This window comes from Acidovorax sp. HDW3 (genome assembly GCF_011303755.1).
Lineage (GTDB): Bacteria > Pseudomonadota > Gammaproteobacteria > Burkholderiales > Burkholderiaceae_C > Paenacidovorax.
Window position 1 is genome coordinate 2170137 of the sequence record NZ_CP049885.1, and the last position, 23963, is coordinate 2194099.

23 protein-coding genes are annotated in these 23963 nt (G+C 68.1%); 10 read left to right on the forward strand and 13 right to left on the reverse strand.

What is annotated here, in order from left to right; all coding sequences use genetic code 11:
• Positions 1 to 44: 44 nt before the first annotated feature.
• The 4 genes from G7045_RS09895 to G7045_RS09910 all read right to left on the reverse strand — a co-directional run bounded on the left by G7045_RS09895 (position 45) and on the right by G7045_RS09910 (position 3004).
• Positions 45 to 1025: a beta-ketoacyl-ACP synthase III gene (locus G7045_RS09895; RefSeq protein WP_166159480.1), complete on the reverse strand. Its 981-nt coding sequence runs from the start codon at positions 1023 to 1025 to the stop codon at positions 45 to 47.
• A complete protein-coding gene (gene plsX, locus G7045_RS09900; RefSeq protein WP_166159481.1) occupies positions 1022 to 2074 on the reverse strand; it encodes a phosphate acyltransferase PlsX in 1053 nt (350 codons plus the stop codon). The genes G7045_RS09895 and plsX overlap by 4 nt, the downstream gene beginning before the upstream one ends.
• Positions 2075 to 2167: 93 nt before the next feature.
• Positions 2168 to 2350: a 50S ribosomal protein L32 gene (gene rpmF / locus G7045_RS09905; RefSeq protein ID WP_011794326.1), complete on the reverse strand. Its 183-nt coding sequence runs from the start codon at positions 2348 to 2350 to the stop codon at positions 2168 to 2170.
• A gap of 90 nt (positions 2351 to 2440) precedes the next feature.
• Complete coding sequence (locus tag G7045_RS09910) at positions 2441 to 3004, reverse strand: DUF177 domain-containing protein (protein ID WP_166159482.1); 564 nt, start codon at positions 3002 to 3004, stop codon at positions 2441 to 2443.
• Between the two features lie 26 nt (positions 3005 to 3030).
• Here G7045_RS09910 and G7045_RS09915 point away from each other — a divergent pair, with 26 nt between their 5' ends.
• Genes G7045_RS09915 through G7045_RS09930 form a run of 4 tightly spaced genes read left to right on the forward strand, consistent with a single transcriptional unit; the run spans position 3031 to position 5492 of the window.
• Positions 3031 to 3624 carry a Maf family nucleotide pyrophosphatase gene (locus G7045_RS09915; RefSeq protein ID WP_166159483.1) on the forward strand — a complete coding sequence of 198 codons (594 nt, stop codon included), beginning with the start codon at positions 3031 to 3033 and terminating at the stop codon, positions 3622 to 3624.
• A complete protein-coding gene (locus G7045_RS09920; RefSeq protein WP_166159484.1) occupies positions 3621 to 4400 on the forward strand; it encodes an SAM-dependent methyltransferase in 780 nt (259 codons plus the stop codon). The genes G7045_RS09915 and G7045_RS09920 overlap by 4 nt, the downstream gene beginning before the upstream one ends.
• A 10-nt stretch (positions 4401 to 4410) precedes the next feature.
• Positions 4411 to 4977 carry a nicotinamide riboside transporter PnuC gene (gene pnuC, locus G7045_RS09925; RefSeq protein WP_166159485.1) on the forward strand — a complete coding sequence of 189 codons (567 nt, stop codon included), beginning with the start codon at positions 4411 to 4413 and terminating at the stop codon, positions 4975 to 4977.
• Positions 4974 to 5492, forward strand: a complete 519-nt coding sequence (locus G7045_RS09930) for an AAA family ATPase (protein ID WP_166159486.1) — start codon at positions 4974 to 4976, stop codon at positions 5490 to 5492. The genes pnuC and G7045_RS09930 overlap by 4 nt, the downstream gene beginning before the upstream one ends.
• A gap of 63 nt (positions 5493 to 5555) precedes the next feature.
• On the opposite strand, the gene G7045_RS09935 is transcribed toward G7045_RS09930, so the two are convergent.
• From G7045_RS09935 to G7045_RS09950, 4 genes are read right to left on the reverse strand one after another with little or no spacing between them, the layout of a single operon-like run.
• Positions 5556 to 6584, reverse strand: a complete 1029-nt coding sequence (locus G7045_RS09935) for a S49 family peptidase (RefSeq protein WP_166159487.1) — start codon at positions 6582 to 6584, stop codon at positions 5556 to 5558.
• Positions 6585 to 6589: 5 nt separating this feature from the next.
• Positions 6590 to 6970, reverse strand: a complete 381-nt coding sequence (locus G7045_RS09940; protein WP_240919205.1) for a Rieske 2Fe-2S domain-containing protein — start codon at positions 6968 to 6970, stop codon at positions 6590 to 6592.
• A gap of 22 nt (positions 6971 to 6992) precedes the next feature.
• Positions 6993 to 7655 carry an HAD-IA family hydrolase gene (locus G7045_RS09945; RefSeq protein ID WP_166159489.1) on the reverse strand — a complete coding sequence of 221 codons (663 nt, stop codon included), beginning with the start codon at positions 7653 to 7655 and terminating at the stop codon, positions 6993 to 6995.
• A 2-nt stretch (positions 7656 to 7657) separates the two neighbouring features.
• Positions 7658 to 8557: an RluA family pseudouridine synthase gene (locus tag G7045_RS09950; protein WP_240919206.1), complete on the reverse strand. Its 900-nt coding sequence runs from the start codon at positions 8555 to 8557 to the stop codon at positions 7658 to 7660.
• On the opposite strand from G7045_RS09950, the gene G7045_RS14780 reads away from it, so the two are divergent.
• The 6 genes from G7045_RS14780 to queF all read left to right on the forward strand — a co-directional run bounded on the left by G7045_RS14780 (position 8549) and on the right by queF (position 16893).
• Positions 8549 to 8683: a hypothetical protein gene (locus G7045_RS14780; RefSeq protein WP_255492036.1), complete on the forward strand. Its 135-nt coding sequence runs from the start codon at positions 8549 to 8551 to the stop codon at positions 8681 to 8683. The genes G7045_RS09950 and G7045_RS14780 overlap by 9 nt on opposite strands.
• 536 nt (positions 8684 to 9219) lie before the next feature.
• Entirely contained in the window at positions 9220 to 12189 is a 2970-nt protein-coding gene (locus tag G7045_RS09955; RefSeq protein WP_166159491.1) for an Rne/Rng family ribonuclease, read from the forward strand.
• A 160-nt stretch (positions 12190 to 12349) separates the two neighbouring features.
• Complete coding sequence (gene yaaA / locus G7045_RS09960) at positions 12350 to 13135, forward strand: peroxide stress protein YaaA (protein WP_166159492.1); 786 nt, start codon at positions 12350 to 12352, stop codon at positions 13133 to 13135.
• 6 nt (positions 13136 to 13141) lie between these two features.
• The gene (locus G7045_RS09965) at positions 13142 to 13978 is read left to right on the forward strand and encodes a 2OG-Fe(II) oxygenase (protein ID WP_166159493.1); all 837 of its coding nucleotides are present in this window, start codon (positions 13142 to 13144) and stop codon (positions 13976 to 13978) included.
• 9 nt (positions 13979 to 13987) lie between these two features.
• Positions 13988 to 15979, forward strand: a complete 1992-nt coding sequence (locus G7045_RS09970) for an OPT family oligopeptide transporter (protein WP_166159494.1) — start codon at positions 13988 to 13990, stop codon at positions 15977 to 15979.
• Between the two features lie 62 nt (positions 15980 to 16041).
• Positions 16042 to 16893 carry an NADPH-dependent 7-cyano-7-deazaguanine reductase QueF gene (queF, locus tag G7045_RS09975; RefSeq protein ID WP_166159495.1) on the forward strand — a complete coding sequence of 284 codons (852 nt, stop codon included), beginning with the start codon at positions 16042 to 16044 and terminating at the stop codon, positions 16891 to 16893.
• Positions 16894 to 16912: 19 nt separating this feature from the next.
• On the opposite strand, the gene G7045_RS09980 is transcribed toward queF, so the two are convergent.
• The 5 genes from G7045_RS09980 to G7045_RS10005 form a co-directional block, all read right to left on the reverse strand.
• Positions 16913 to 18472, reverse strand: coding sequence for a PAS domain-containing methyl-accepting chemotaxis protein (locus G7045_RS09980; RefSeq protein ID WP_166159496.1), 1560 nt, complete (start codon positions 18470 to 18472; stop codon positions 16913 to 16915).
• Between the two features lie 183 nt (positions 18473 to 18655).
• Complete coding sequence (dinB, locus tag G7045_RS09985) at positions 18656 to 19837, reverse strand: DNA polymerase IV (protein WP_166159497.1); 1182 nt, start codon at positions 19835 to 19837, stop codon at positions 18656 to 18658.
• Entirely contained in the window at positions 19834 to 22044 is a 2211-nt protein-coding gene (gene pbpC, locus G7045_RS09990) for a penicillin-binding protein 1C (RefSeq protein ID WP_166160425.1), read from the reverse strand. The genes dinB and pbpC overlap by 4 nt, the downstream gene beginning before the upstream one ends.
• Entirely contained in the window at positions 22044 to 22919 is an 876-nt protein-coding gene (locus tag G7045_RS09995; RefSeq protein WP_166159498.1) for a methylglyoxal synthase, read from the reverse strand. The genes pbpC and G7045_RS09995 overlap by 1 nt, the downstream gene beginning before the upstream one ends.
• A 323-nt stretch (positions 22920 to 23242) precedes the next feature.
• On the reverse strand, positions 23243 to 23932 hold the full coding sequence (locus tag G7045_RS10005) for a glutathione S-transferase family protein (RefSeq protein WP_166160426.1): 690 nt from the start codon (positions 23930 to 23932) through the stop codon (positions 23243 to 23245).
• Positions 23933 to 23963: the final 31 nt, after the last annotated feature.

The window sequence follows — 23963 nt, forward strand, 5'->3', positions numbered from 1 at the left end:
TGAACAAAATCGGCCTCTAGCGCTTATAAAACAAGCGCTAGCAGCTACATTTTTAATAGCACAGCACCCCAGGTGAAGCCACCGCCCACCCCTTCGAGCAGCACATGCTGGCCTTTTTGCACCTGGCCGGCGCGCACGGCGTTATCGAGCGCGAGCGGAATCGACGCCGCCGAGGTGTTGCCATGCTGATCGACGGTGACGACGAGCTTGTCCAGCGGCAGTTTGAGCTTCTTGGCCGTGCCCTGCATGATGCGGATGTTGGCCTGGTGCGGGATCAGCCAGTCGATATCGGCGTCTTGGAGGCCGGCCTTGTCGAGCGTCGCGCGGGCGGTTTTCTCCAGCACGCCGACGGCGAGCTTGAACACCGCCTGGCCATCCATCTGCAGCAGCGGGTTGCCCACCACCTCGCCGCCAGCAACGCCGCCGGGCACACACAGAATGTCCACGTACTTGCCATCGGCGTGCAGCTCGCTGGCGAGGATGCCGGGCTCGTCGCTGGCTTCAAGCACCACGGCGCCAGCGCCGTCGCCAAACAGCACGCAGGTGGTGCGGTCGTTGAAGTCGAGAATGCGGCTGAAAATCTCTGCCCCCACCACCAGCGCCCGGCGCGCCGAGCCCGAGCGGATCATGGCGTCGGCCACCGTCAGCGCATAGACGAAGCCGCTGCACACGGCCTGCACGTCAAACGCCGGGCAGCCATTGGCGCCGAGCTTGTCTTGCAGGATGCAGGCGGTGGAGGGAAACACCATGTCCGGCGTGGACGTGGCGAAGATGATCAGGTCGATCTCCTGCGCCTGGCGCCCGGCCATGGCCAGCGCCTGGCGCGCCGCGTGCAGGCCCAGGTCGCTGGTTTTTTCTTCCGGCGCAGCAAAGTGGCGCGCGTGGATGCCGGTGCGCTCGACGATCCACTGGTCGGACGTTGCCACGCCGCGCGCGGCCAGGTCGTCGGTCAGGTTCTGGTTCGTGACGCGGCGCTGCGGCAGGTAGCTGCCGGTGCCGGTGATGCGGGAGTAACGTGGGTTCAAGGCTGGGTGGCTGGCGCAACCGGGGCGGCCTGCACCAAGGCCGGCGCCAGCAGCGGCGCCGCGTGTGCAATGCGTGTCCGGACACGATCGAGCAGGTTGTTGCGGGCCGCATCATAAGCGCGGTTCAAAGCCTGTTCAAAGGCCAGCGCATCGGCCGAGCCGTGGCTCTTGAACACCAGACCGCGCAGGCCGAGCAGCGCGGCGCCGTTGTAGCGCCGGTAGTCCATGCGCTTCATCAGGGCCGATAGCACCGGATAGGCCACGATGGCCGCCAGTTTGGTGAAGATATTGCGTTTGAATTCTTGCTTGAGGCCGCCCACCACCATCGAGGCGACGCCTTCGCTGGCCTTGAGCGCCACGTTGCCGACGAAACCATCGCAGACCACGATATCGACCGTGCCCTTGAAAATATCGTTGCCTTCGACGTTGCCGTAGAAATTCAAATCCCCGGCTTCACCCGCCGAACGCAGCAGCTCACCGGCTTTTTTGATGACTTCGCTGCCCTTGATGACTTCCTCACCAATATTGAGCAGACCAACGCTGGCTGCGCTGCCTTCTTGCAGCACCGACACCAGGGCCGAACCCATAACGGCAAATTGCAGCAGGTGTTCAGCCGAGCAATCGACGTTGGCACCCAGATCGAGCACCGTGGTCGCGCCGCCCTTGTCGTTGGGCAGCTGGGTGGCGATGGCGGGGCGGTCGATACCGTCGAGCGTCTTGAGCAGGTAGCGCGCAATCGCCATCAGCGCGCCGGTGTTGCCGGCCGAGACGGCAGCCTGCGCGGCGCCATCCTTGACCTGGGCAATGGCCACGCGCATGGAGGAATCTTTTTTCTTGCGCAGCGCCACTTCCACCGGATCGTCCATGGCCACGACTTCGCTGGCGGCAACGATGCGGGCGCGCGGATGAGCAAAATCACCCAGGCTGGCGGGCAGGCCCACCAGCAGCAGCTGGGCATCGGAGTGTTTATCGAGAAACTGGCGGCACGCCGCGAGGGTGACGCGGGGGCCGTGGTCGCCCCCCATGCAGTCAACTGCCAATGTGATCATGGGTGGCGAAGGTCAAGGCCAAAAATAGCGGTCAAAACAAAGGCCCGCGCTACCCAGAAAGTAGCCACGGGCCTTGGACAGGCTCAAAGCAGGTTAGGCTTCAGACTTGTTCTTGAGCACCTGGCGGCCACGGTAGAAGCCGTTGGGGCTGATGTGGTGGCGCAGGTGGGTTTCGCCGGTGGTCGGCTCCACGGCAATGCCGGGCACCGTCAGGGCGTTGTGCGAACGGTGCATACCGCGCTTGGAAGGGGACTTTTTGTTTTGCTGAACAGCCATGGTGGCTCCTAGGGTCTTAAGGGTTGGTAAAAACGCGATTCAGCCCATTAAAGACACGAGGGGGATTCGCGCGAAGCCCGCAAGTATAACCTAATCGCTTTTGGGCTCTGCTGCCGGCTTTTGCTGCAACTGGGCCAAGGCGGCAAAAGGGTTGATTTTGGCGGTATTGGCCTGTGCAAACTCAGCCTCGCCTGCGCTCAGCTGCACCGGCGCCGGGCATTCGTCGTGCATGGGCACCATGGGCAGGGCCATGAGCAGCTCATCTTCAATCAGCGCGTGCAGATCGAAGTCGCGGCTGAGTACGAGCAAATCCTCCTCGCTCTCGTCGTCCTGCGCCTCGGCCGTGGCCTCGTCGGCGACGAAACGGAAATCGCGCTCGACCTGCAGCGGCACGTCCACCGACCCCATGCAGCGCTGGCAATGCATGGGAAAACTCGCCTGTGCCTGCAGCTGCAGCCACACCTGGGGCTCGCCCCCGGTGGCCGTACGCAGCGCGCCCTGGGCCTGCCAATCGACAAGCAAATCAGGGTGCAAGCCTTGCGCCTCTTGCGCCAGACGCTCGTAATTCAATAGCGATTCATGGCCACGCAGGGACGCGCCGGCCTGGGCAAAGGCCTTCACATCGAGGTGGCGGGGGGAGAACTCCTTGGTCATCGCGGCAGTGTAAGAGAATCGCGCCCATGCTTGAATCTCCCGCCCCGCAACGCCCACTGGTATTGGGCTCGACCTCGCGCTACCGCCGCGAGCTGCTCACCCGCTTGCACCTGCCGTTTACCGTCGCCGCCCCGGCGGTCGATGAAACCCCGCTGCCCGGCGAGACGCCGCGCACCCTCGCCCTGCGCCTGGCGCTGGCCAAGGCCCAGGCCGTGGCGGCGCTGCAGCCCAAGGCCATCGTCATCGGCTCCGACCAGGTGGCCGACCTGCACGGCCAGAGCCTGGGCAAGCCCGGCAACCACGAACGCGCCACCGCCCAGCTGCGCCAGATGCGCGGCCAGACGGTGGTCTTTCAAACCGCCGTCGCCGTGGTCGCCCCGGGCTTTTCCCAGGTGGAGCTGGCCCCGGTGCAGGTGCGCTTTCGTGACCTGAGCGACGCCGAGATCGAACGCTATCTGCGGGCCGAACAGCCCTACGACTGCGCCGGCAGCGCCAAGAGCGAGGGCCTGGGCATCACGCTGCTCGACGCCATCGACAGCGACGACCCCACCGCCCTCATTGGCCTGCCCCTGATCCGCACCAGCCGCCTGCTGCGCGCCGCTGGGCTGGTGCTGCCATGAGCGCCGCCGCCCTGGGTACGCTCTACCTGGTGCCCGCGCCGCTCGATTTCGGCTGCGCCAGCCAAGCCCCGCTGAGCGACGCACTGCCCGCCGGCACGCTGCAGCAGGCGGCGCAAATCACCCATTGGGTGTGTGAAAACGCCAAGAGCTGCCGCGCTTATTTGAAACGCATCGACGCCCTGCACCCCCTGGCTGCACCGCTGCAGGCGCAGCAAATTGCCGAGCTGCCGCGCGAGGTGCACAAAAAAGGCGACCACGGCAGCCAAGGCCAGGCCCGCCTGGACGCGCGCAGCCTGCTCGCACCCCTGCTCGCCGGCCACGACATGGGCTTGGTGAGCGAGGCCGGAATGCCCGCCGTGGCCGACCCCGGCAGCTCCGTGGTGCGCGCCGCGCACGACCTGGGCGCGCGCGTCGTGCCGCTGGTAGGGCCGGTATCGCTGCTGCTGGCACTCGCGGCCAGCGGCCTCAACGGCCAGAACTTCGCCTTCGTCGGCTACCTGCCGCAAGACGGTGCCGAGCGTGCGCAGCGCATCCGCGCTCTGGAGGCGCTGGCGCTCAAAACCGGGCAAACCCAGCTCTTTATCGAAACGCCCTACCGCAACGCCGCCCTGTGGCAAGCCCTGCTGCACACCCTGCAGCCGGGCACGCGCCTGGCCGTGGCCGCTGGCCTGACCCTGGCCAGCGCCCAGGTCCACAGCCGCAGCGTGCGCGATTGGCAGGGCCACGCCGTACCCGCCGACAAGCACACGCCCGCCGTCTGGGCACTGGGCCAGTAAGCACCGGCCCATGCCCTGGCTCGAACCCCTGGCCGCCTTGCTGGGCGTGGTCTCCGTGGCGCTGATGGTGCGCCAACGCCCCCTGGCCTGGCCGCTGGGGCTGGTGATGGTGCTGCTCTACGCCATCGTCTTTGCCCAGGCGCGACTGTATTCAGACATGCTGCTGCAGCTCGTGTACGCCGTGCTGCAGCTCTACGGCTGGCGGCAGTGGCGCCGGGGCGATGCGCCGGCGCTCGCCGTCTCGCGCCTGCCCTGGCCCCGGCTCGGGCGCGACCTGGCCGCCGGCCTGCTGCTGACCCTGGCGCTGGGCCTGGCGATGAGCCGCTACACCCACGCCCAGCAGCCCTGGCTGGACGCGGCGCTGACCGGCTTTAGCCTGGTGGCACAGTTCTGGATGGCACACAAGCGCCTGGCCTGCTGGCCGCTGTGGCTGCTGCTCGACGCCGTGTACGTGGGCCTGTTTGTGGCGCTGCAAATGCCGCTGACCGCCCTGCTCTACCTGGTGTTCATGGGGCTGGCACTGCAGGGTTGGCGCAGCTGGCGTGCCAGCCTGAACGCACCGGGCGCTGCACCATGAAGGCCGTGCTGCTCACCGGCCCCGAATCCGCCGGCAAAAGCAGCCTGTGCGCGGCGCTGGCGCAGCACTTTGGCGCGCCGGTGGTGGGCGAGTACGTGCGCGAGTACATCGTGCAGCAGCAGCGCAACACCTGCTACGCCGACATCACCCCCATCGCCCGGGGGCAGTGGCGGCGCGAGCAGGCGGCGCGTGCGCAGGCGCCGCCGCTGTTGCTGCTCGATACCAATTTGCTCAGCAACCGCCTGTGGAGCCAAACCCTGTTTGGCCGCAGCCCGGCATGGATCGACGCGGCGCTGGCGCGCACGCAGTACGACGCGGTATTCCTGCTCGCCCCCGAGGGCCTGCCCTGGCGGGCCGACGGCCAGCGCTGCCAGCCGGCGCTGGCGCAGCGCCAGCAGTTTGGCCAGCAGCTAGAACAAGCACTGCAGCAGCTGCAGCAGCCCTATACGCCGGTCACCGGCAGCTGGGCCCAGCGCTGCACGCACATCACGGCAGCGGTGCAGCAAATGCTATAAAAATAGTAGCTACTAACGCAGGTACAGCAAGCGCTACAGGCAGTTTTGATGCCTTTTTGATGCTTACCGCAACTGCAGGCCGCTGTGCTGCAGCGTCTGCACGGCGCCACCGCCGATGGCGGCGCCAAAGCGCTTGACCAGGCGTTCAGCGACGTTGTCGCGGCGCGTGTAGTCGATCACGTCCTCGGCCTTGACGACCTCGCGCGCCACGTAGTCCAGGCTGCCCAGATGGTCGGCCAGGCCCAGGTCGATGGCCTGCTGGCCGGTCCAGAACAGGCCGCTGAAGGTGTCCTCACCCACCTTCAGGCGCTCGCCCCGGCCTTTTTTCACCACCTCGATGAACTGCTGGTGGATCTGTTCGAGCATGGTCTGGGCGTAGGTGCGCTGCTTCTCGCTCATGGGGCTGAAGGGGTCGAGAAAACCCTTGTTCGCGCCCGCCGTGAGCAGGCGGCGCTCAACGCCGAGTTTTTCCATGGTGCCGGTAAAGCCAAAGCCGTCCATCAGCACGCCGATGCTGCCGACGATGCTGGCCTTATCGACGTAGATTTCATCCGCAGCGGCAGCAATGTAGTAGGCCGCCGAGGCGCAGCTTTCCTCGACCACGGCGTACACCGGCTTGTCGTACTTGGCGCGCAGGCGGGTGATTTCGTCGTTGATCATGCCCGCCTGCACCGGGCTGCCGCCGGGCGAGTTGATGAGCAGCACCACGGCCTGCGAGCCGCTGTCTTCAAAGGCGCTGCGCATGGCCGCGACGATGAGCTCGGCGCTGGCCTCGGCGCCGCTGGCGATTTCGCCCTTGATATCAACCACCGCCGTATGCGGCGTACTGCTGACGCTGGCGCCCTCGTAGTTGGCCACGCCCCAGGCGATGGCACCGGCCAGCGCCAGCCACAGCAGGCGCCAGAAAATGCGCCAGCGGCGCGCGGCGCGCTGCTCGCTCAGGGTGGCAAAAACGAGTTTTTCCAGCACCTCGCGCTCCCAGCCCTGGGTTGGCGGCGGCACGGCGGCGGCCGGCTTGGGCGCTGCGGCCTGGCCCCACAGGTCGGGGGCGGCGCCAGAGTCGGCATTGCCGGGGCGTTGGGGATCGGTCATGGTGGTCAGGGGAAAGCGGGTTGCAATGAGGGGGCAGTATGCCAGTGCACCTGGCCTGCGGTTTCGGTCAGCTCGATCTTCACCAGGCTGGCGCCGCAGCAGGGACCCTCGATGCAGCGGCCCGTGTCCGGCGCGTACACCGCGCCATGGGTGGCGCACAACAGCCACTGGCCGCTGTCGTCAAAAAACTGCCCCTCCTGGTAGTCCATCTCCATGGCCACGTGGGCGCAGCGGTTGAGGTAGGCGTGCACCTGGCCGGCGTAGCGAATGGCGAAAGCTCGGCAGGGCTGGCCGGCGTAGAGAACGTCAAACGCCACCGCCCGGCCACCGTCTTGCAGTGCGCTGCTGGCGCACAGGGGAATGCAGCGGGGATCGGCGGTAGTCACAAATAATTTCTTCTGCGTCGCCTCAGGCGTTGTTTTCAAGCCACGAATGCAGGGCCGCCACCGAATCGGCGACGAACAGCGGGCCATGGGCGGCAAAGCCTTCGGGCGCGTGCGCGCCGTAGCCCACACCGACACTGGCGCAGCCCGCCGCCTGCGCCATTTGCAGGTCATGCGTGGTGTCGCCAATCATCAGCGTACGCGCCGGCGGCACATCGAATTCGGCCATCAGCTCCTGCAGCATCAGCGGATGGGGCTTGCCCGCCGTCTCGTCGGCGGTGCGCGAGGCATGAAAGCGCCCGCGCAGCGCCGCCTGCTGCAGCGCCTCGTTCAAGCCACGCCGGCTCTTGCCGGTGGCCACGGTCAGCAGGTGGCCACGCGCCTGCAGGGCGTCGAGCAGGTCGAGCACGCCAGCGAACAGGCACAGGTCGTCCTGGCGCTGCAGGTAGTGGTAACGGTAGCGGTTGGACAGCTCGGGGTATTTGTCGGCGGGCACGTCGGGCGCGGCGTGCGCCAGCGCCGGCATGAGGGCCATGCCGATGACGTACGACGCCGCCGCATCGCTGGGTACGGCGCCGCCCACGTCGCGCACCGCCGCCTGGATGCTGCGCACGATGATGGCCGTGGAGTCGCACAGCGTGCCGTCCCAGTCGAAGGCAATGAGGTCAAAGCGGCGGGCACGGGTCATGGTCAAGTCACAGCAGGGGGAAGGATGAAAGCCGCCAGCTCGGGCGGCAGCTCGGCGCGCAGCTCCAGGCGCTCGCCGCTGGCCGGGTGCGTGAACTGCAGGCGCCAGGCGTGCAGGAACATGCGTTTCAAGCCCTGCTTGGGCAGGCGCCGGTTGAGGTCGAAGTCGCCGTATTTGTCGTCACCGGCAATGGGATGGCCCTGGCTGGCCAGGTGCACGCGGATCTGGTGCGTGCGCCCGGTTTTGATGGTCACCTCCAGCAGCGCCATCGCCGGCAGCCCCTGGGCCGGGCGCGCCGGCAGGTTCTGGCGCAGTTGCACCAGGGTGATGGCGCGCATGGCGTCGGGGTCGTCCGGCGTGGTCACGCGCACGCGGCGCTCGCCGTCGGCCTGCAGGTATTTGTGCAGCGGCAGGTCGATCACCTTGTGCTTGCCCATCCAGGCGCCCTGCACCAGTGCCAGGTAGGTCTTGCCGGTTTCGCGCTCGCGGAACTGGTCTTGCAGGTGCTTGAGCGCCGAGCGCTTCTTGGCCACCAGCAGGATGCCCGAGGTCTCGCGGTCCAGGCGGTGCACCAGCTCCAGCAGCGGCGCCTGCGGCCGGGCGCGGCGCAGCTGCTCGATCACGCCAAAGCTCACGCCGCTGCCGCCGTGCACGGCCACGCCAGCGGGTTTATCGATAGCAATGAGGTATTCATCCTCGAACAAGATCGGAAATTCGCGCCCCGGCACGGCCTGCTGCGCTTTTTCCTCGATTTTTTCCGACACGCGCAGCGGCGGCAGGCGCACCTGGTCACCCGCCTGCACCCGGGCGTCGGCGCTGGCGCGGCCCTTGTTCACGCGCACCTCGCCGCTGCGGATGATGCGGTAGACGTGGGTCTTGGGCACGCCCTTCAAATGGCGCATGAGGAAATTGTCCAGGCGCTGACCCGCCGATTCCTCATCGACAGTGATAAAGCGCGCCGCCAAAGCTGGGCTTGGTTTGCCCTCTATAATGTGATTCACCTGCGCGATTTTTATGTAAGTGGTTGATTTGTCTGGAGTTTAGTCCAGCCGCCATTTCCCCGGCGCAGGCAGGTCGATGCCAACGGGTGTCGTACACGCTTTTTTCATGCGGGAAGATGTGCCCGCCAGCCTGTACGCCGCCCGGCGGGCCGACGCATTGGAACACGGAATTTTTGGCCGGTGGCCGCACCCTACCCGGGCTTTGCGCACCATCGGCGGATCAAAGCGAAATATGTGGTTTGTCTGGTCATGGATGGTGTCGCTGTGGCGGTGGCTTGTGCCGCCGGCTACGCGCATTGCCCGCCCCCAGCCCACCCACCTGCCCACGCAGTGCGCCCTGCCGACAGCGGCCCGCCTGCGCACTGCGCGCCTCGCACCCATCCACGCACCACCGCCCCCGCTGCTGACCTAGTGCAGCGGGCGCGCGCCTGCGTCCTCTTTTCCCGCTTCCCGGCGTTGACCCCGGCATCCTGGGCCCGGCTTTGGCCTGGCCCACGAAAACGGTAGGACACCTACGGCATGCCGCCAGCGGCAGGCCGAGAACAACGCACAAAGGAACAACCATGAAGCGGATGCTCATCAACGCCACGCAGCCTGAAGAACGGCGCCTGGCCATCGTCGACGGCCAAAAACTCCTCGATTACGAACTCGAAGTCGAAGGCCGCGAGCAGCGCAAGGGCAACATCTACAAGGCCGTGGTGACGCGCGTCGAGCCCAGCCTGGAGGCCTGCTTTGTCGATTACGGCGAAGACCGCCACGGCTTCCTGCCATTTAAGGAAATCTCCAAGCAATACTTTGCCGAAGGCGTCTCGCCCAGCCAGGCACGCATCAACGACGTCATCCGCGAAGGCCAGGAACTGCTGGTGCAGGTGGAAAAGGAAGAACGCGGCAACAAGGGCGCAGCGCTGACCACCTTCATCTCGCTGGCAGGCCGCTACGTCGTGCTCATGCCCAACAACCCGCGCGGCGGCGGCGTCTCGCGCCGCATCGAGGGCGAAGACCGCGCCGAGCTCAAAGAGGCGATGGATCAGCTCGACTACCCCAAGGGCATGAGCATCATCGCGCGCACCGCCGGCATTGGCCGCAGCGCGCCCGAGCTGCAGTGGGACCTGAACTACCTGCTGAAATTGTGGAGCGCCATCGACGGCGCGGCCAAGGCCGGCAAGGGCGCCTTCCTGATCTACCAGGAGTCGAGCCTGGTGATCCGCGCCATCCGCGACTACTTCAACAACGACATCGGTGACATCCTGATCGACACCGACGACATCTACGAGCAGGCGCAGCAGTTCATGGCGCACGTGATGCCCGAGCAGGCATCGCGCGTCAAGCGCTACCGCGACGACGCGCCGCTGTTCTCGCGCTTTCAGATCGAGCACCAGATCGAGTCGGCCTACGCCCGCACCGTGCAGCTGCCCTCGGGCGGCGCCATCGTCATCGACCACACCGAAGCCCTGGTTTCCGTGGACGTGAACTCCGCGCGCGCCATCAAGGGCGGCGACATCGAGGAAACCGCCACGCGCACCAACCTCGAAGCCGCCGACGAAGTGGCGCGCCAGATGCGCCTGCGCGACCTGGGCGGCCTGATCGTGATCGACTTCATCGACATGGAGGAGAGCAAGAACCGCCGCGAGGTGGAAAACCGCCTGCGCGACGCGCTGCGCCAGGACCGTGCGCGCGTGCAGTTCGGCACCATCAGCAAGTTCGGCCTGATGGAGATGAGCCGCCAGCGCCTCAAGCCCGCCCTGTCGGAGGGCGCGCACATCAACTGCCCGCGCTGCGGCGGCTCGGGCCACATCCGCGACACCGAATCCTCGGCGCTGCAGATCCTGCGCATCATTCAAGAAGAATCGATGAAGGACAGCACCGCCGCCGTGCACGTGCAGGTGCCGGTGGAGGTGGCGAGCTTCCTGCTCAACGAAAAGCGCACCGAAATCACCAAGATCGAGCTCAAGCAGCGCGTTTCCGTGCTCATGGTGCCCAACAAGTCGATGGAGACGCCGCACTACAAACTCGAACGCTTGAAGCACGACGACCCGCGCCTGGAAAACATCGAGGCCAGCTACCAGCTCGCCGACGAGCTCGAAGAGCGCACCCAGGTCACGCGCCGCTCGCAAGAGCCCACCAACAAGCAAACGCCCATCATCAAGGGCGTGCTGCCCGACGCCCCGGCCCCCGTGGCCGAGCCGCGCGCCCCGCGCCCCGCACCAGCAGCCCAGCGCCCCGCCGCATCGGCCATGGCGCCCGCAGCCGCACCGGCCGTGCCAGAGCAGGGCTTCTTCTCCTGGGTCAAGAGCCTGTTTGGCTTCGCCCCCAAGGCAGCGCCTGCCCCGATCCCGGTCGCGCCCGCACCTGCAGCCACCCCCGAGGCACGCCGCAACGAGCGTGGCGACGGCCGCAACCGCCGCAACGGCGAGCGCCAAGAGCGCGGCGAGCGCAATGAACGCAACGACCGCAACGGCGAGCGCACACGCAGCGAAGGCAGCAATGGCCGGCGCAACGGCGAACGCAGCAATGGCCGCAACCGCCGCGATGCCGAACCGCGCAACGACGCCGAACTCAACCCCAACGCCGCCCCCGAGGCCGTGCAGGAAGGGCGCAACGACCGCGCCCCGCGCCGTGAACGCACCGAGCGCCAGGAACGCCCAGAGCGCCAGCAAGAACGCACCGAGCGCAGCGACCGCCAGGAGCGCGGCGAAGCTCGCCCGCGCCGCGAACGCACCGAGGCCCAGCCCGACTTTGCCGACACCGCACCGCTCGAAGCCCTGGTGCCACCCACGCAAGTGCCGGACGTCGATCTGAGCGAGCAAACCGGCAGCGAAGCCCCCGCCGCGCCGGCCGAGGAACGCCGCGAACGCCGCTCGCGCGACCGCTATGGCCGCGACCGCCGCAACCGCGAACGCCCGGCACGCGATGACGCCAGCGCCGAGCACGCCGCCCCCGCCCAGCCCGAGGCCGCCCCTGCCCCGGACGAAGCCCCGGCCAGCGAGCAAGCACCACGGCGCAGCTACTTCAACGCTGGCACTGCCCCTGCCACCCCTGCCGCCCAACCTCCGGTAACGGCAGAGGCTGCACCGGCAGCACAGCCCGCCAGCGCACCAGAGGCAGCAGCAGCAGCAGCAGCGACACCGGCAGCAGCCGAAGCCGCCGCTGCACCCGCCGCTGCCGCACCCATCGAGGCCATTGCCACTGCCGCCCCGGTGGCAGCACCGGCTGCGGTAGCCCCGGCGGCTCCCGCTGCGGCGCCAGCGCCTGCCGCCAGCGCGGCCAGCGCCCCCGCCGCTCTGCCCAAGGTGCAAGCCTTCACCCTGCCGCTGGCACAGCTGCACGAGGTGGCCAGCGCCAGCGGCCTGCAGTGGGTCAACTCCGACGCCGACAAAGTCGCCGCCGTGCAGGCCGCCATTGCCGCCGAGCCACGCCCGGTGCATGTGCCGCGCGAGCGCCTGCCGCTGGTGGTGAAAGATGAGGGCCCCCTCATCCTGGTGGAAACCCGCACTGACCTGCGCGCGCTGACCCTGCCCTTCGACGCGGCGTAAACTGCCGCCGCGTTCGCCAGCCCCTCCGCATCCCCCCGGAGGGGCTTTCGTTTATCAAAAACAATAGCTGCTAGCGCTTATCCCATAAGGGTTGGAGGCCAAAAAGGTTCATAAACCATGGCTTTTGCGCTGGCTCCATGCATTGCCCAGAAAGCCCGCCATGTTGTTTTTGCTCTCCCCCGCCAAGGCGCTGGACTACGAGCGCCCCCTGCCCGCCGGCCTGGCGCACAGCCTGCCTGTCTTTGTCGAGCAAGCGCAGCAGCTCATCGCCCTGCTGCGGCAAAAATCCCCCGCCGAAATCGCTGCGCTGATGAAGCTCAGCGACCCGCTGGCCGCGCTCAACGTGGCGCGCTACGCCGCCTGGTCGCCCGAGTTTCATGCCGGCAACGCGCGCCAGGCCCTGCTGGCCTTCAACGGCGACGTGTACGAGGGGCTGAACGCCGCCAGCCTGGGCGCTGCCGACCTCGATTGGGCGCAGGCGCACCTGGCCATCCTCTCGGGCCTGTACGGCGTGCTGCGCCCGCTCGACTGGATGCAGCCCTACCGCCTGGAAATGGGCACCGCCCTGGCCTGGCCAGGTGGCCGCAACCTGTACCAGTTCTGGGGCCCGCGCATTGCCCAGCACCTGAACACGCTGCTGGCCGACACGCCGGCGCCGGTGGTGGTCAACCTGGCATCGCAGGAATACTTCAAGGCCGTTGACCAGCACACGCTGCGCGCGCGCGTGGTCGAATGCGTGTTCCAGGACAGCAAGGCCGGCGGCCCGTACAAGATCGTCAGCTTCTACGCCAAACGCGCACGCGGCCTGATGGCGCGCTGGGCCATCTTGGCGCGCGCCAGCACCCCCGAACAGCTGCAGGGCTTTGACCTGGAGGGCTACGCCTACTGCGCCAGCGCCTCCAGCCCCGAGCGCCTGGTATTTCGCCGCCACAGCCCCCAAGCCTGACCTGCCATGGCCACCCACGCCCTCACCGCCGAGCTGCAAGACTGGATCGTGCAGCACGCCCAGGCCGGCGCCAGTGCGCCCACCATCACCGGCTACCTGCGCCACGCCGGCTGGCCGCAGGCGCGCGCTGCCACCGTGGTGGCGCAGGTGCTCGCCAGCCAGCCCGGGGGCAGCCTGCCACCGCCCGTCATGCTGCCCGAACCCGACATTGCCGACTCGCCCACGCGGCTCGACCTGGGCGCGCACCAGGTGCAGCTGCTGCTGCAGATGCAGCAGCCGCGCGTGGCAGTGCTCGGCGGTTTTCTCACGCCCGAGGAATGCACGCAGCTGATCGCCGCCGCGCGCCCGCGCATGGCGCGCTCGCTCACCGTCGCCAACGACACCGGCGCCGACGAGCTCAACCAGGACCGCACCAGCGACGGCATGTTCTTCCAGCGCGGCGAGAACGCCCTGGTGCAGCGCATCGAGGAGCGCATCGCCCGCCTGCTGCGCTGGCCGCTGGAGAACGGCGAGGGCCTGCAGGTGCTGCACTACCGCCCGGGCGCCGAGTACAAACCGCACTACGACTACTTCGACCCCGCGCAGCGCGGCTCCAGCACCTTGCTGCGCCGGGGCGGCCAGCGCGTGGCCACGCTGGTGATGTACCTCAACACCCCCGAGCAGGGCGGCGGCACGCGCTTTCCCGAGGCGCAACTCGAAGTCGCGCCGCAGCAGGGCAACGCCGTGTTCTTCAGCTACGCCCGCCCCGACCCCAGCACACGCAGCCTGCACGCGGGCGCGCCGGTGCTCGCGGGCGAGAAATGGATCGCCACCAAATGGCTGCGCGAACGTGAGTTTCACTGAGTTTTGTCTATGAACCCCCCCTCCCCCGTGCGCGAATTCACCCTGCGCGGCGTGCTGCTCGGCGCGCTCATCACCCTGGCCTTCACCGCCGCCAACGTCTACCTCGGGCTCAAGGTCGGGCTCACCTTTGCCTCGGCCATTCCCGCCGCCGTCATCTCCATGGCGCTGCTCTACCGCTTCAAGGACTCCAACATCCTGGAGAACAACCTGGTGCAGACCCAGGCGTCGGCGGCGGGCACGCTGTCGTCCGTCATCTTCGTGCTGCCGGCGCTGCTCATGCTCGGGCTGTGGAGCGGCTTTCCGTTCTGGCAGACGGCCCTGGTGTGCGCCGCCGGCGGCACGCTGGGCGTGCTCTACACCGTGCCGCTGCGCCGTGTGATGGTGGTGCAGTCCACCCTGCCCTACCCCGAGGGCGTGGCCGCCGCCGAGGTGCTGCGCGTGGGCGAGGCCCAGCGCCACAAAACCGACGGCGCCCGCACCGGCGACGGCCTGCGCAGCCTCGGCTGGGGCGCGGGCATTGCTGCGCTGTTTGGCTTTCTGAGCGGCGGCCTGCGCCTGCTGGCTGACGCGTTCAACGTCTGGATCAACGCCGGCAGCGTCGCCTTTCGCATTGCGGCGGGCTTTTCGCCGGCGCTGCTGGCCGCCGGCTACTTGATGGGCGCAGCCGCCGGCGTCGCCGTGCTGCTGGGCCTGGTGCTGTGCTGGGGCCTGGTCGTGCCCTGGCTGACGGCGCAGGCCACGCTGGCCGAAGGCCAGGCGCTCAGCGCCCTGGCCACGCAGATGTGGGCCACCAAGGCGCGCTTTCTGGGGGCGGGGGTGATTGGCATCTCGGCGCTGTGGACGGTGGCCTCGCTGATCCGCCCCATCATCAAGGCCATTGCCAGCGAGCCGGCGCGCAGCGGGCCGGCAGCGCAGGCGCACGACGAGCGCGAGCGCGACATGCCGCGCAGCTGGATGCTGGCCATCGGCCTGGCAGCGCTGGCCGTGCTCTGGGGCGTGGCCGGCGACTTCATCGGCGAGCACATGCCCGAGCTCGCCAGCGGCGCGCGCTGGGGCCTGGCGCTGCTGTGCGTGCTGTTTGCGGCGCTGTTTGGCTTTTTGGTGGCGGCCGCCTGCGGCTACATGGCGGGCCTGGTGGGCTCGTCGGCCAGCCCCATTTCTGGCATCGGCATCATCGCCACCATCCTCATGGGTGTCTCGCTGCTGCTGCTGGGCCAGCTCTTTCCGGCCTTTGCCACCAGCGTGGCGGGCAAGATGGGCGTGGCCCTGGTGCTGTTCATGGTGGCCGTCATCCTGGCCATGGCCGCCATCTCCAACGACAACCTGCAAGACCTCAAAACCGGCTACCTGGTGGGCGCCACGCCCTGGCGCCAGCAGGTGGTGCTGATCATCGGCTGCCTGGTGGGCGCGTTGGTGATTCCGCCGGTGCTCGACCTGCTCTACAACGCCTACGGCTTTGCCGGCGCCCTGCCGCGCGCGGGCATGGACCCCAACCAGGCACTGGCCGCGCCGCAGGCAACGCTGATGCAGCAAATTGCCAACGGCATTTTCAACGGCTCGCTCGACTGGACCATGCTCGGCCTGGGCGTGGCCGTGGGCGTGGCCGCCATCGCTGCCGATCTGCTGCTGCGCCGCAGCGGCGCCGGCGCGCTGCCGCCGCTGGCCGTGGGCCTGGGCATTTACCTGCCGCCCACGATTGGCCTGACGCTGGCCGTGGGCGCCGCCCTGGGCTGGCTGCTGCAGCGCGGCATTCGCGCCCACGCCGCCGACAAGGCCTGGGTGGCCGCCGCCGAAGAACGCGGCCTGCTGCTGGCCTCGGGCCTGATCGTGGGCGAGAGCCTGATGGGCCTGCTGCTGGCCGCCCTCATTGGCTTTAGCGGCAAGGACGCCCCGCTGGCCCTGGTGGGCGAGGGCTTTGCCCCGGCCATGTGGCTGGGCCTGCTGTACTTTGTGGGTTTGTTCCTGTTCTTCTACAAGACCGTGCTGCGCCGTTCAATTTGAATAAAACAAGGCTCCAGCGCTTGCCAGGCAAGCGCTAGCAGCTATCAAAAGTATAGTAAATCATGAGCACCCCCGAACAATCGCAGCTCGGCCGCGCCAGCGAGTACGCCGACCAGTACGACCCCAGCCTGCTCTTTCCCCTGCCGCGTGCGCCCAAGCGCAGCGAGATCGGCATTGGCAGCGCCCTGCCCTTTCTGGGTGCCGACTTGTGGACGGCCTACGAGCTGTCGTGGCTGAACCCGCGCGGCAAGCCGCAGGTGGCGCTGGCGCACATCACCGTGCCGTGCGAGTCGCCCAACATCATCGAGAGCAAGTCCTTCAAGCTCTACCTCAACAGCTTCAACGGCACGCGCTTTGCCGACAGCGAGGCCGTGCGCGAACGCCTGCGCGCCGATCTGGGCGAAGCCGCCTGGCGCGGCGCCAAAGCGGGCAGCGGGGGCGGCGTGGGCGTGCAGCTGGTGCTGCCCGAGCAGTTTGACCAGCAGCCGATCGAGCAACTCTCGGGCCTGCGTCTTGACCGCCTGGATGTGGAATGCACGCACTACCAGCCCGCACCCGAGCTGCTGCAGGCCGACCACAGCCAGGCCCCCGTGACCGAGACGCTGACCAGCGACCTGCTCAAGAGCAACTGCCTGGTAACGGGCCAGCCCGACTGGGGCAGCGTGCAGATCAGCTACACCGGCGCGCCCATAGCCCAGGCGGGGCTGCTGCAGTACATCGTGAGCTTTCGCAACCACAACGAATTTCACGAGCAGTGCGTCGAGCGCATCTTCCACGACCTCTGGCAGCGCTGCCGCCCGCTCAAGCTGGCGGTGTACGCGCGCTACACGCGCCGGGGCGGCCTGGACATCAACCCGCTGCGCAGCAGCCACCCGCAGGCGCTGGCGCGCAACGTGCGCACGGCGCGGCAGTAAGCCGCCCTGCGCGCCAGCCCTACAGGCGAAACACCGCCAGCGTGCGCCCGAGCAGCCCGGCATTGCCGCTCATGGCGCGTGCCGAGCCTGCCGACTCCTCGGCCAGGGCGGCGTTTTGCTGCGTGACTTGATCGAGATCCGTCACCGCCTCATTCACCTGGGCGATGCCCTGCGTCTGCTCATGCGCAGCCACCCCCATCTGGCCCATCAGGGCGTTGACGTGGCTGACCGACTGCACCACCTGCTCAATGGTCTGGCCTGCCGATTGCATCAGCAACGCGCCGCGCGCAATGCTGGCGTTGGAGCCACCGATGAGGGCATGGATCTCCTTGGCCGCCTCCGACGAGCGCTGCGCCAATGCCCGCACCTCACCGGCCACCACGGCAAAGCCCCGGCCCTGCTCCCCGGCACGGGCGGCCTCCACGGCAGCGTTGAGCGCCAAAATATTGGTCTGAAACGCGATGCCCTCAATCGTCGCAATGATCTGGCCCATTTTTGTGCCGGACTGCTCGATCTCGCGCACCACGGCCCCCACCTCGGTCACGGCCTGCCCCCCCTGGCGCGCCAAGGCGGCGCTGTGCTCACTCTCTTGCAGTACCTTGCGCACGGAATCACCCGTCTGGGTCACGGTGCTGGCCAGCTCCTCCATGGCTGCGGCCGTCTCCTGCAGGCTGCTCGCTTGCGATTCAGTACGGGCCGAGAGGTTTTCCGACCCCTGGGCAATATCGGACGAAATACCGCCAAAGGCATTGATTTCAGCGCGCGCATCGCCCACGACCGCACGCATATTGAGCTGCACACGCTGCAAACGCCCCATCACCGGGCCCAAGGGGTGTTTGGGCGGCAGCCCCGGCTCCTGATGGCTCAGCTCACCACTGGCCATGCTGCCCAGGAGCCGTTCGATACGCCGCAGTGGCCGCCCCATGCGCTGGTAGTAGCGCGCCAAAATGGCCCAGGCCAGCAGCACCCACAGCAGCGTCTGCACCGCCAGGGTGCTGCTGTCGTGCCATCCCATCCAGCCCGGCAGCAGCGACACCAGCAGCAGCGGCAGCATCATGCCCCCCAGACGCACCGTGTAACCCACGCGGTGGCGCTTTTCCCAAATATTGCGCCAGCCCTGGTGGCGCACGCCGCCAGCGTGCAAGATAAAAGTCTGGCGCCCGCTATCGCGCTCTTTCTTGATCTCGGCGTACAGGGTCTGGGCCGCTGCCACCTCTTCACGCGTCGGCTTGGTGCGCACCGACAAATAACCACGGGGCTTACCGCCCTCCATGATGGGGGTGACATGGGCATGAACCCAGTAGTGATCGCCGTTCTTACGCCGGTTCTTCACAATGCCCGACCAGCTGCGGCCATGGCCAATCGTTGACCACATGTCTTTGAACGCCTCTGGCGGCATGTCCGGATGGCGAATCAGGTTGTGGGGCTGGCCCATCAACTCATCCATGCTGTAGCCACTGACACGCGCAAACGGCGCATTGCAGTGCGTCATCAGGCCCTTGGTATCGGTGGTGGACATGAGCAACTCATCGTCCGGGAAGGCGTATTCGTTCTGGGTAACAGGCAAGTTCAGACGCATGGCAACCATCAACCTATCCGATGCACCATCCTGGTGCGTTGGCACAAAATAAGCTGCCATGATCCACGGCCCTTGCCCAACGTCAACGCAGCCGCCAGGCGTTCAGCGCCCCGATTGATCCATATCTAGAAAAAAACACTTTCTGTCGCACGTATGCACAGTATTTGCTACGGGTGCATGGCCTCAAAACAACGGCTGCGTATGCCCAGACATTGACCCCCATGGGCTCAGCCCGCCCACGCGCACGCCCAGCAGGCGCAGTGGCTGCTCCAGCGGCACGCGCTTGAGGCACTGGCCGGCAATGCGGCGAATCTGCACCGCATCCTGCGTCGCGCCGTCAATGGTCTGGTCGCGCGTGGCGGTTTTGAAATCGGCGTAGCGCAGCTTGATGCCTATGGTGCGCCCGGCGTAGCCCGCGCGCTGCAGGTCTTGGGCCACGCGCTGGCACAGGTCGGTAAAAATTTCGCCCAGCAGCGCCTTGTCGCGTACGGCGTGCAGGTTGCGCTCAAACGTGGTTTCGCGGCTCATGGAGACGGGCTCGCTCTCGGTCACCACCGCGCGCGCGTCGCGGCCCCAGGCGGCGTCGTGCAGCCAGGCGCCGGTGGCGCGGCCAAAGTGCTGCACCAGCCAGGCTGGCGCGCAGGCGGCCAATTCGCCAATGGTGTGCACGCCCAGCTGCTGCAGCCGGGCGTCGGCCTTGGGGCCTATGCCGTTGATCTTGCGGCACGGCAGCGGCCAGATGCGGCTTTGCAAGTCCTCGGGCTGCACAATGGCGATGCCGTTGGGCTTGTCGAACTCGCTCGCCATCTTGGCCAGCAGCTTGTTCGGCGCCACGCCGATGGAGCAGGTGAGGCCCGTGGCGTCAAAAATACTTTTTTGAATCAGCCGCGCCAGCACCCGCCCACCCTCGCGCTGGCCGCCGGGCACGTCGGTGAAGTCGATGTAGACCTCATCGACGCCCCGGTCCTCCATCTGCGGCGCAATCTCGGTGACGATGGCCTTGAAGCGCTGCGAATAGCGCCGGTACTGGGCAAAGTCCACCGGCAGCAAGATGGCCTGCGGGCACAGGCGCGCCGCCTTCATCAGCCCCATGGCCGAGCCGACGCCAAAGGCGCGCGCCGCATAGGTGGCGGTGGTGATGACGCCGCGCCCGGCGTAACTGGCCAGGCGCGGGAAAGCGTCCAGCGGTATATCGGCCAGCCGCCCCTGCCAGGCCCGGGCCAGGGCATCGTCCTCGTGCCGGCGCCCGCCGCCAATCACCACCGGCAGGCCGGCGAGCTGCGGGTAGCGCAGCAGCTCCACGCTGGCGTAGAAGGCATCCATGTCCAGATGGGCGATGCGCCGGGGCAAGGCGGCAGCGGTCATGGCCGGGCCTTGGCTGCGGCCACGCCCGCACCGCGCACCTCCAGGCGCAGGCTGTCTTGCACCTGGCCGCTGGCGTCGAGCAGCTCGATGTGGTGGCGCCCCGGCCAGGGCAGCCAGGCCCAGCGCGCACCCTGGCCGACGATGCGCCCATCGATGCGCCAGCGCAGGGCGGCGCCGCCGCTGCCCTGGGCCTCGAACCACAGGCGCTGGTGGGCGGGCGGAATGTCGGGGTCGAGCGCAATGATGCTGCCCGCCGTCGGCGCGGCAATGCTGGGTTTGGCATCATTTTTGCCTCTAGCGCTTGCTGGATAAGCGCTACCAGCTATTGAATCAATAGCAAAAACAGCCTGCTCCGTGCCAGCAAGAAACCACTCGCTGCGCGGCGCCTCCAGCGCCATGCCCTGGGCATCGGCGCCAAAGCGCAGCGCCTGCCGCACCACGCCCTGGGGCGGGCGCGGCGCGGCGCTGGGCTCGTGCCGGTGCAAGAACTGCATCAGCGCGGCCCAGATGGGCGCCGCGCCGCTGGTGCCGCTGACGTCGTGCATGGCCGCGCCGCTGGCGTTGCCGACCCAGACGCCGACGGTGTAGCGCGCCGACCAGCCCAGCGCCCAGTTGTCGCGCATGTCCTTGCTGGTGCCGGTTTTCACTGCCGTCCAGAAGCGCGTGGCGAGCACGCTGTCGGTGCCAAAGGTACGCGCGCGCGCCAGCGGGTCGGACAGGATGTCGCCGACGATGAAGGCCGCGCGCGCATCGAGCGCCGGCGTGAACTGTGGCCGCTGCCCGCGCTGCCAGGCCGGCGCACTGGCGCGCCCGCCGTTGGCCAGGGCGCGGTAGGCGTTGGCCAGGTGCAGCAGATCGACCTCGCTGCTGCCCAGCGCCAGGCTGTAGCCGTAGTAGCCGCCCGTCTGCGCCAGCGGCACGCCCAGGGCCTGCAGCTGGGTGGCAAACGCTTCGGGAGTGACCATGACCAGGGTGCGCACCGCCGGCACGTTGAGCGAGGCCGCCAACGCCGTGCGCGCCGAGACCCAGCCCTTGAACTGGCGGTCGTAGTTCTGCGGGATGTACAGGCCGCTGGCGGTGGCGATCTGCGCCGGCGCGTCGTGCAGCAGCGAGGCCGCCGTCAACCGCCGCTCGGCCAGCGCCTGGGCGTACAAGAACGGCTTGAGCGTCGAGCCCGGCTGGCGCCGCGCGAGCACGGCATCGACCTGCGCCGCCTGGCTGAGTGCGCCCGAGGAGCCGACCCAGGCCAGCAACTCGCCGCTGGCGTTGTCAAGAATGACGATGGCGCCATCCTCCACGCCGCGCCCGCGCAGCTCGCGCAGCTGCTGCGCCAGCGTCTGCACGGCAAAGCGCTGCAGCGGCGCGCGCAGGGTGGACGCCAGGCGCGGCGCCAGCGCCTGGCCGGGCGCCAGCGCCGCCTGCGCGCGCGCCAGCTGCTGGCGCGCAAAGTGCGGCGCCACGCCTTCGCTGGCGGCCCAGGCGCGCCGCTGCAGGGCGGCGCTGGCGAACATGTCGAGCGCCAGGCAATCGGGCGCCGGCGTGGGCTGCAGGGCGCGCAGCACGCCACAGGCGCGCTGGGCCACCTGCGCCGCGCGTGCGTTGGGCGCGCGCACCAGGGCGGCGGCCACGGCGGCCTCTTGCGCGTCCAGCCCATGGGCGGCCTTGCCAAACAGGGTGCGCGCCAGGGCCTCGATGCCCACCACCTCGCCCCGAAACGGCACCAGGTTCAGGTACGCCTCCAGGATTTGGTCTTTGCGCCACTGGCGTTCGAGCTGCTGCGCCGCCAGCGCCTGGCCCACTTTCTGCACCGCCGAGCGCCCGCCGCTGCCCCGGCGCAAATCCTCATCGAGCAAACCGGCCAGCTGCATGGTGATGGTGGAGGCGCCGCGCGTGCGCTGGTGCCACAACCGCCCCCAGGCCGCCGCCGACACGGCCGTCCAATCCACGCCGCTGTGGGCGTAAAAGCGCTGGTCTTCACTCAGCAGCAGCGCCTGGCGCAGCGCCGGCGAGACATCGGCCAGCGCCTGCCAGGTGCCCCGGCGCACGCTGGCATCCACGCGCAGGCGCTGCAGCACCTCGCCCTCGCGCGAGAGCAGCTCGACCTCTGACGGGCGGTAGTCGGCGCGCACCTGCTCAAAGCTGGGCAGGGCCCAGGCCGGCAGCGCCGCGCAGGCCCAGACGAGAGTCGCCGCCCACCCGCAGCGCATCACGCCCCCGGCGTGCGCAGGCGCACCGCCGCACACCAGCGCTGCGCCACGGCGGGCGTGGTGGTGCACACCGCATCGTGCTGGCGCGAGGCCACGGCGCGTTCGAGCAGCTGGATGTCGGCCTCGTGCTGGCGCGCCACGTGCGGGTCCTCGAAAAAAATCACGCGCTGGCAGCGCCGCTGCAGCACCAGGTCGGCGATCTGCGCGTCGCCCCCCAGCGGGCCGCTGTGAAACGGCTGCACCCAGTAGCGGTCCGGCGGCCAGCCCCGGCCCCAGGCGAGGTCGTTCAGGCGCTGGCCGGTGGTACCGGTGGCGACGCGGCGCGCAAAGCGCGAGAGCACGTCGAAATGGCGGTCGGCAAAGGCCAGCATCTCGGCCTTGAGCGCGTCGTGGGCGATCAGCGCCAGCGTCTGGGCGCCGTAGGCGTGCAGGTCGTCGGCCCCCGGGTCGGGCGCCAGGCCGGCGTGCAGGCGCTCCATCTCGATCCAGTCGCGCGCACTGGCGACGGTGGACAAGAACGGCTTGCCATGGATCACGCACTGGCGCTTGAGCGCCAGCGCCTCGGGAAAGATGGAGGACGGATCGACCGGATCGATCAGGTAGATGGCGCCGTCGAGCTGGCGCCCCTCGCCCTCCATGCCCACGACCTCGGCCACCAGCTGCATCAGCCCACCATCGCGCCCATAGGGGTAGCGCTGCAGCGGTGCGTAGCCAGCGAGCAACCCCGTGCCAGCGATGGCGTCGTGCGTACGCCCGACGGCGTGCAACCCCAGGCCAAGCGCCCGGATGCCCGGCGCGCAGGCGCGCAGCCAGGTGAACAGGGCCGCATCCGGGGTGTGGTGGTGCAGGCGGTTGGCGGCAAGACCGAGGCGCATGGCGAACATTCTTTCGGGGGCAACAACAAGCTTTTGATCGTAATCAGATTGCGGCGGGGACAGCGGCTTCTTGCAGCGTCTGAGCCAGGGTCGATGCAGGCGGTTGCGCAGATGAAGGGGTTTTCGCTGCGCAATCTGAAATACATCCGGCAGTGGCACGTTTTTTGGCAGGCTGCGCCAATTGGGCAACAGGCTGTTGCCCAATTGGTCGCCATCCCTTGGAGGGACAAAATACAGCACAGCTTCAAAATTGATAGCTGTTCGCGCTTGTTTTACAAGGGCTAGCGCCGCATAACGCCTGTATTTCGCAGGCTTCCCCCCGCTCACGCCGACATGATGACCGGCCCCCCTTTGGCCAAAGCCCGTTGGTAGGCGGGGCGGGCGCACATGCGGGCGTGGTAGGCCCGCAGGGCGGGCCAGGCGGCGGCGTCGCTGCCGCGTGCCAACAGGGCTTCGACGACAAAGCTCATTTGAAAATCCGCCATGCTCAGCTGCTCGCCGGCAAACCACGTGTGCTGAGCCAGGTGCGCGTCGATAAAGGCCAGGGCTGATTGGATGTTGGGGGCGATCAGCTGGCGCTGCACCGTGGCGCACAGCTGGCGCACGATGGGGCGGGCAAAAAACGGCATTTTTTGCTGCGCAATGCTCTCAAACACCAGCTTCATCAGCAGCCAGTTCATCAGCGAGCCCTCGGCGTAGTGCATCCAGAAGCGGCACTGCCGGTGCGCGGGCGTGCCGCGTTCTGGCTCCAGGGCGGCCAGCTCTGCCGGCGCCTGGGGGCCGTAGCATTCCGCCAGGTATTCGATGATGGCCCCGGACTCGGCGATGACGGCAGCGCCGTCGGTCAGTACCGGCGACTTGCCCAGGGGGTGGATTTTTTTCAGCTCCGGCGGCGCCAGGCGGGTGCGCGGGTCGCGCGCGTAGCGGCGGATTTCATACGGCAGGCCCAATTCTTCGAGCAGCCAGGCGATGCGCTGCGAGCGCGAGGTTTCCAGGTGGTGCAAGGTCAGCATGGGCGCCATGGTAACGGCGACGCCCATGCCG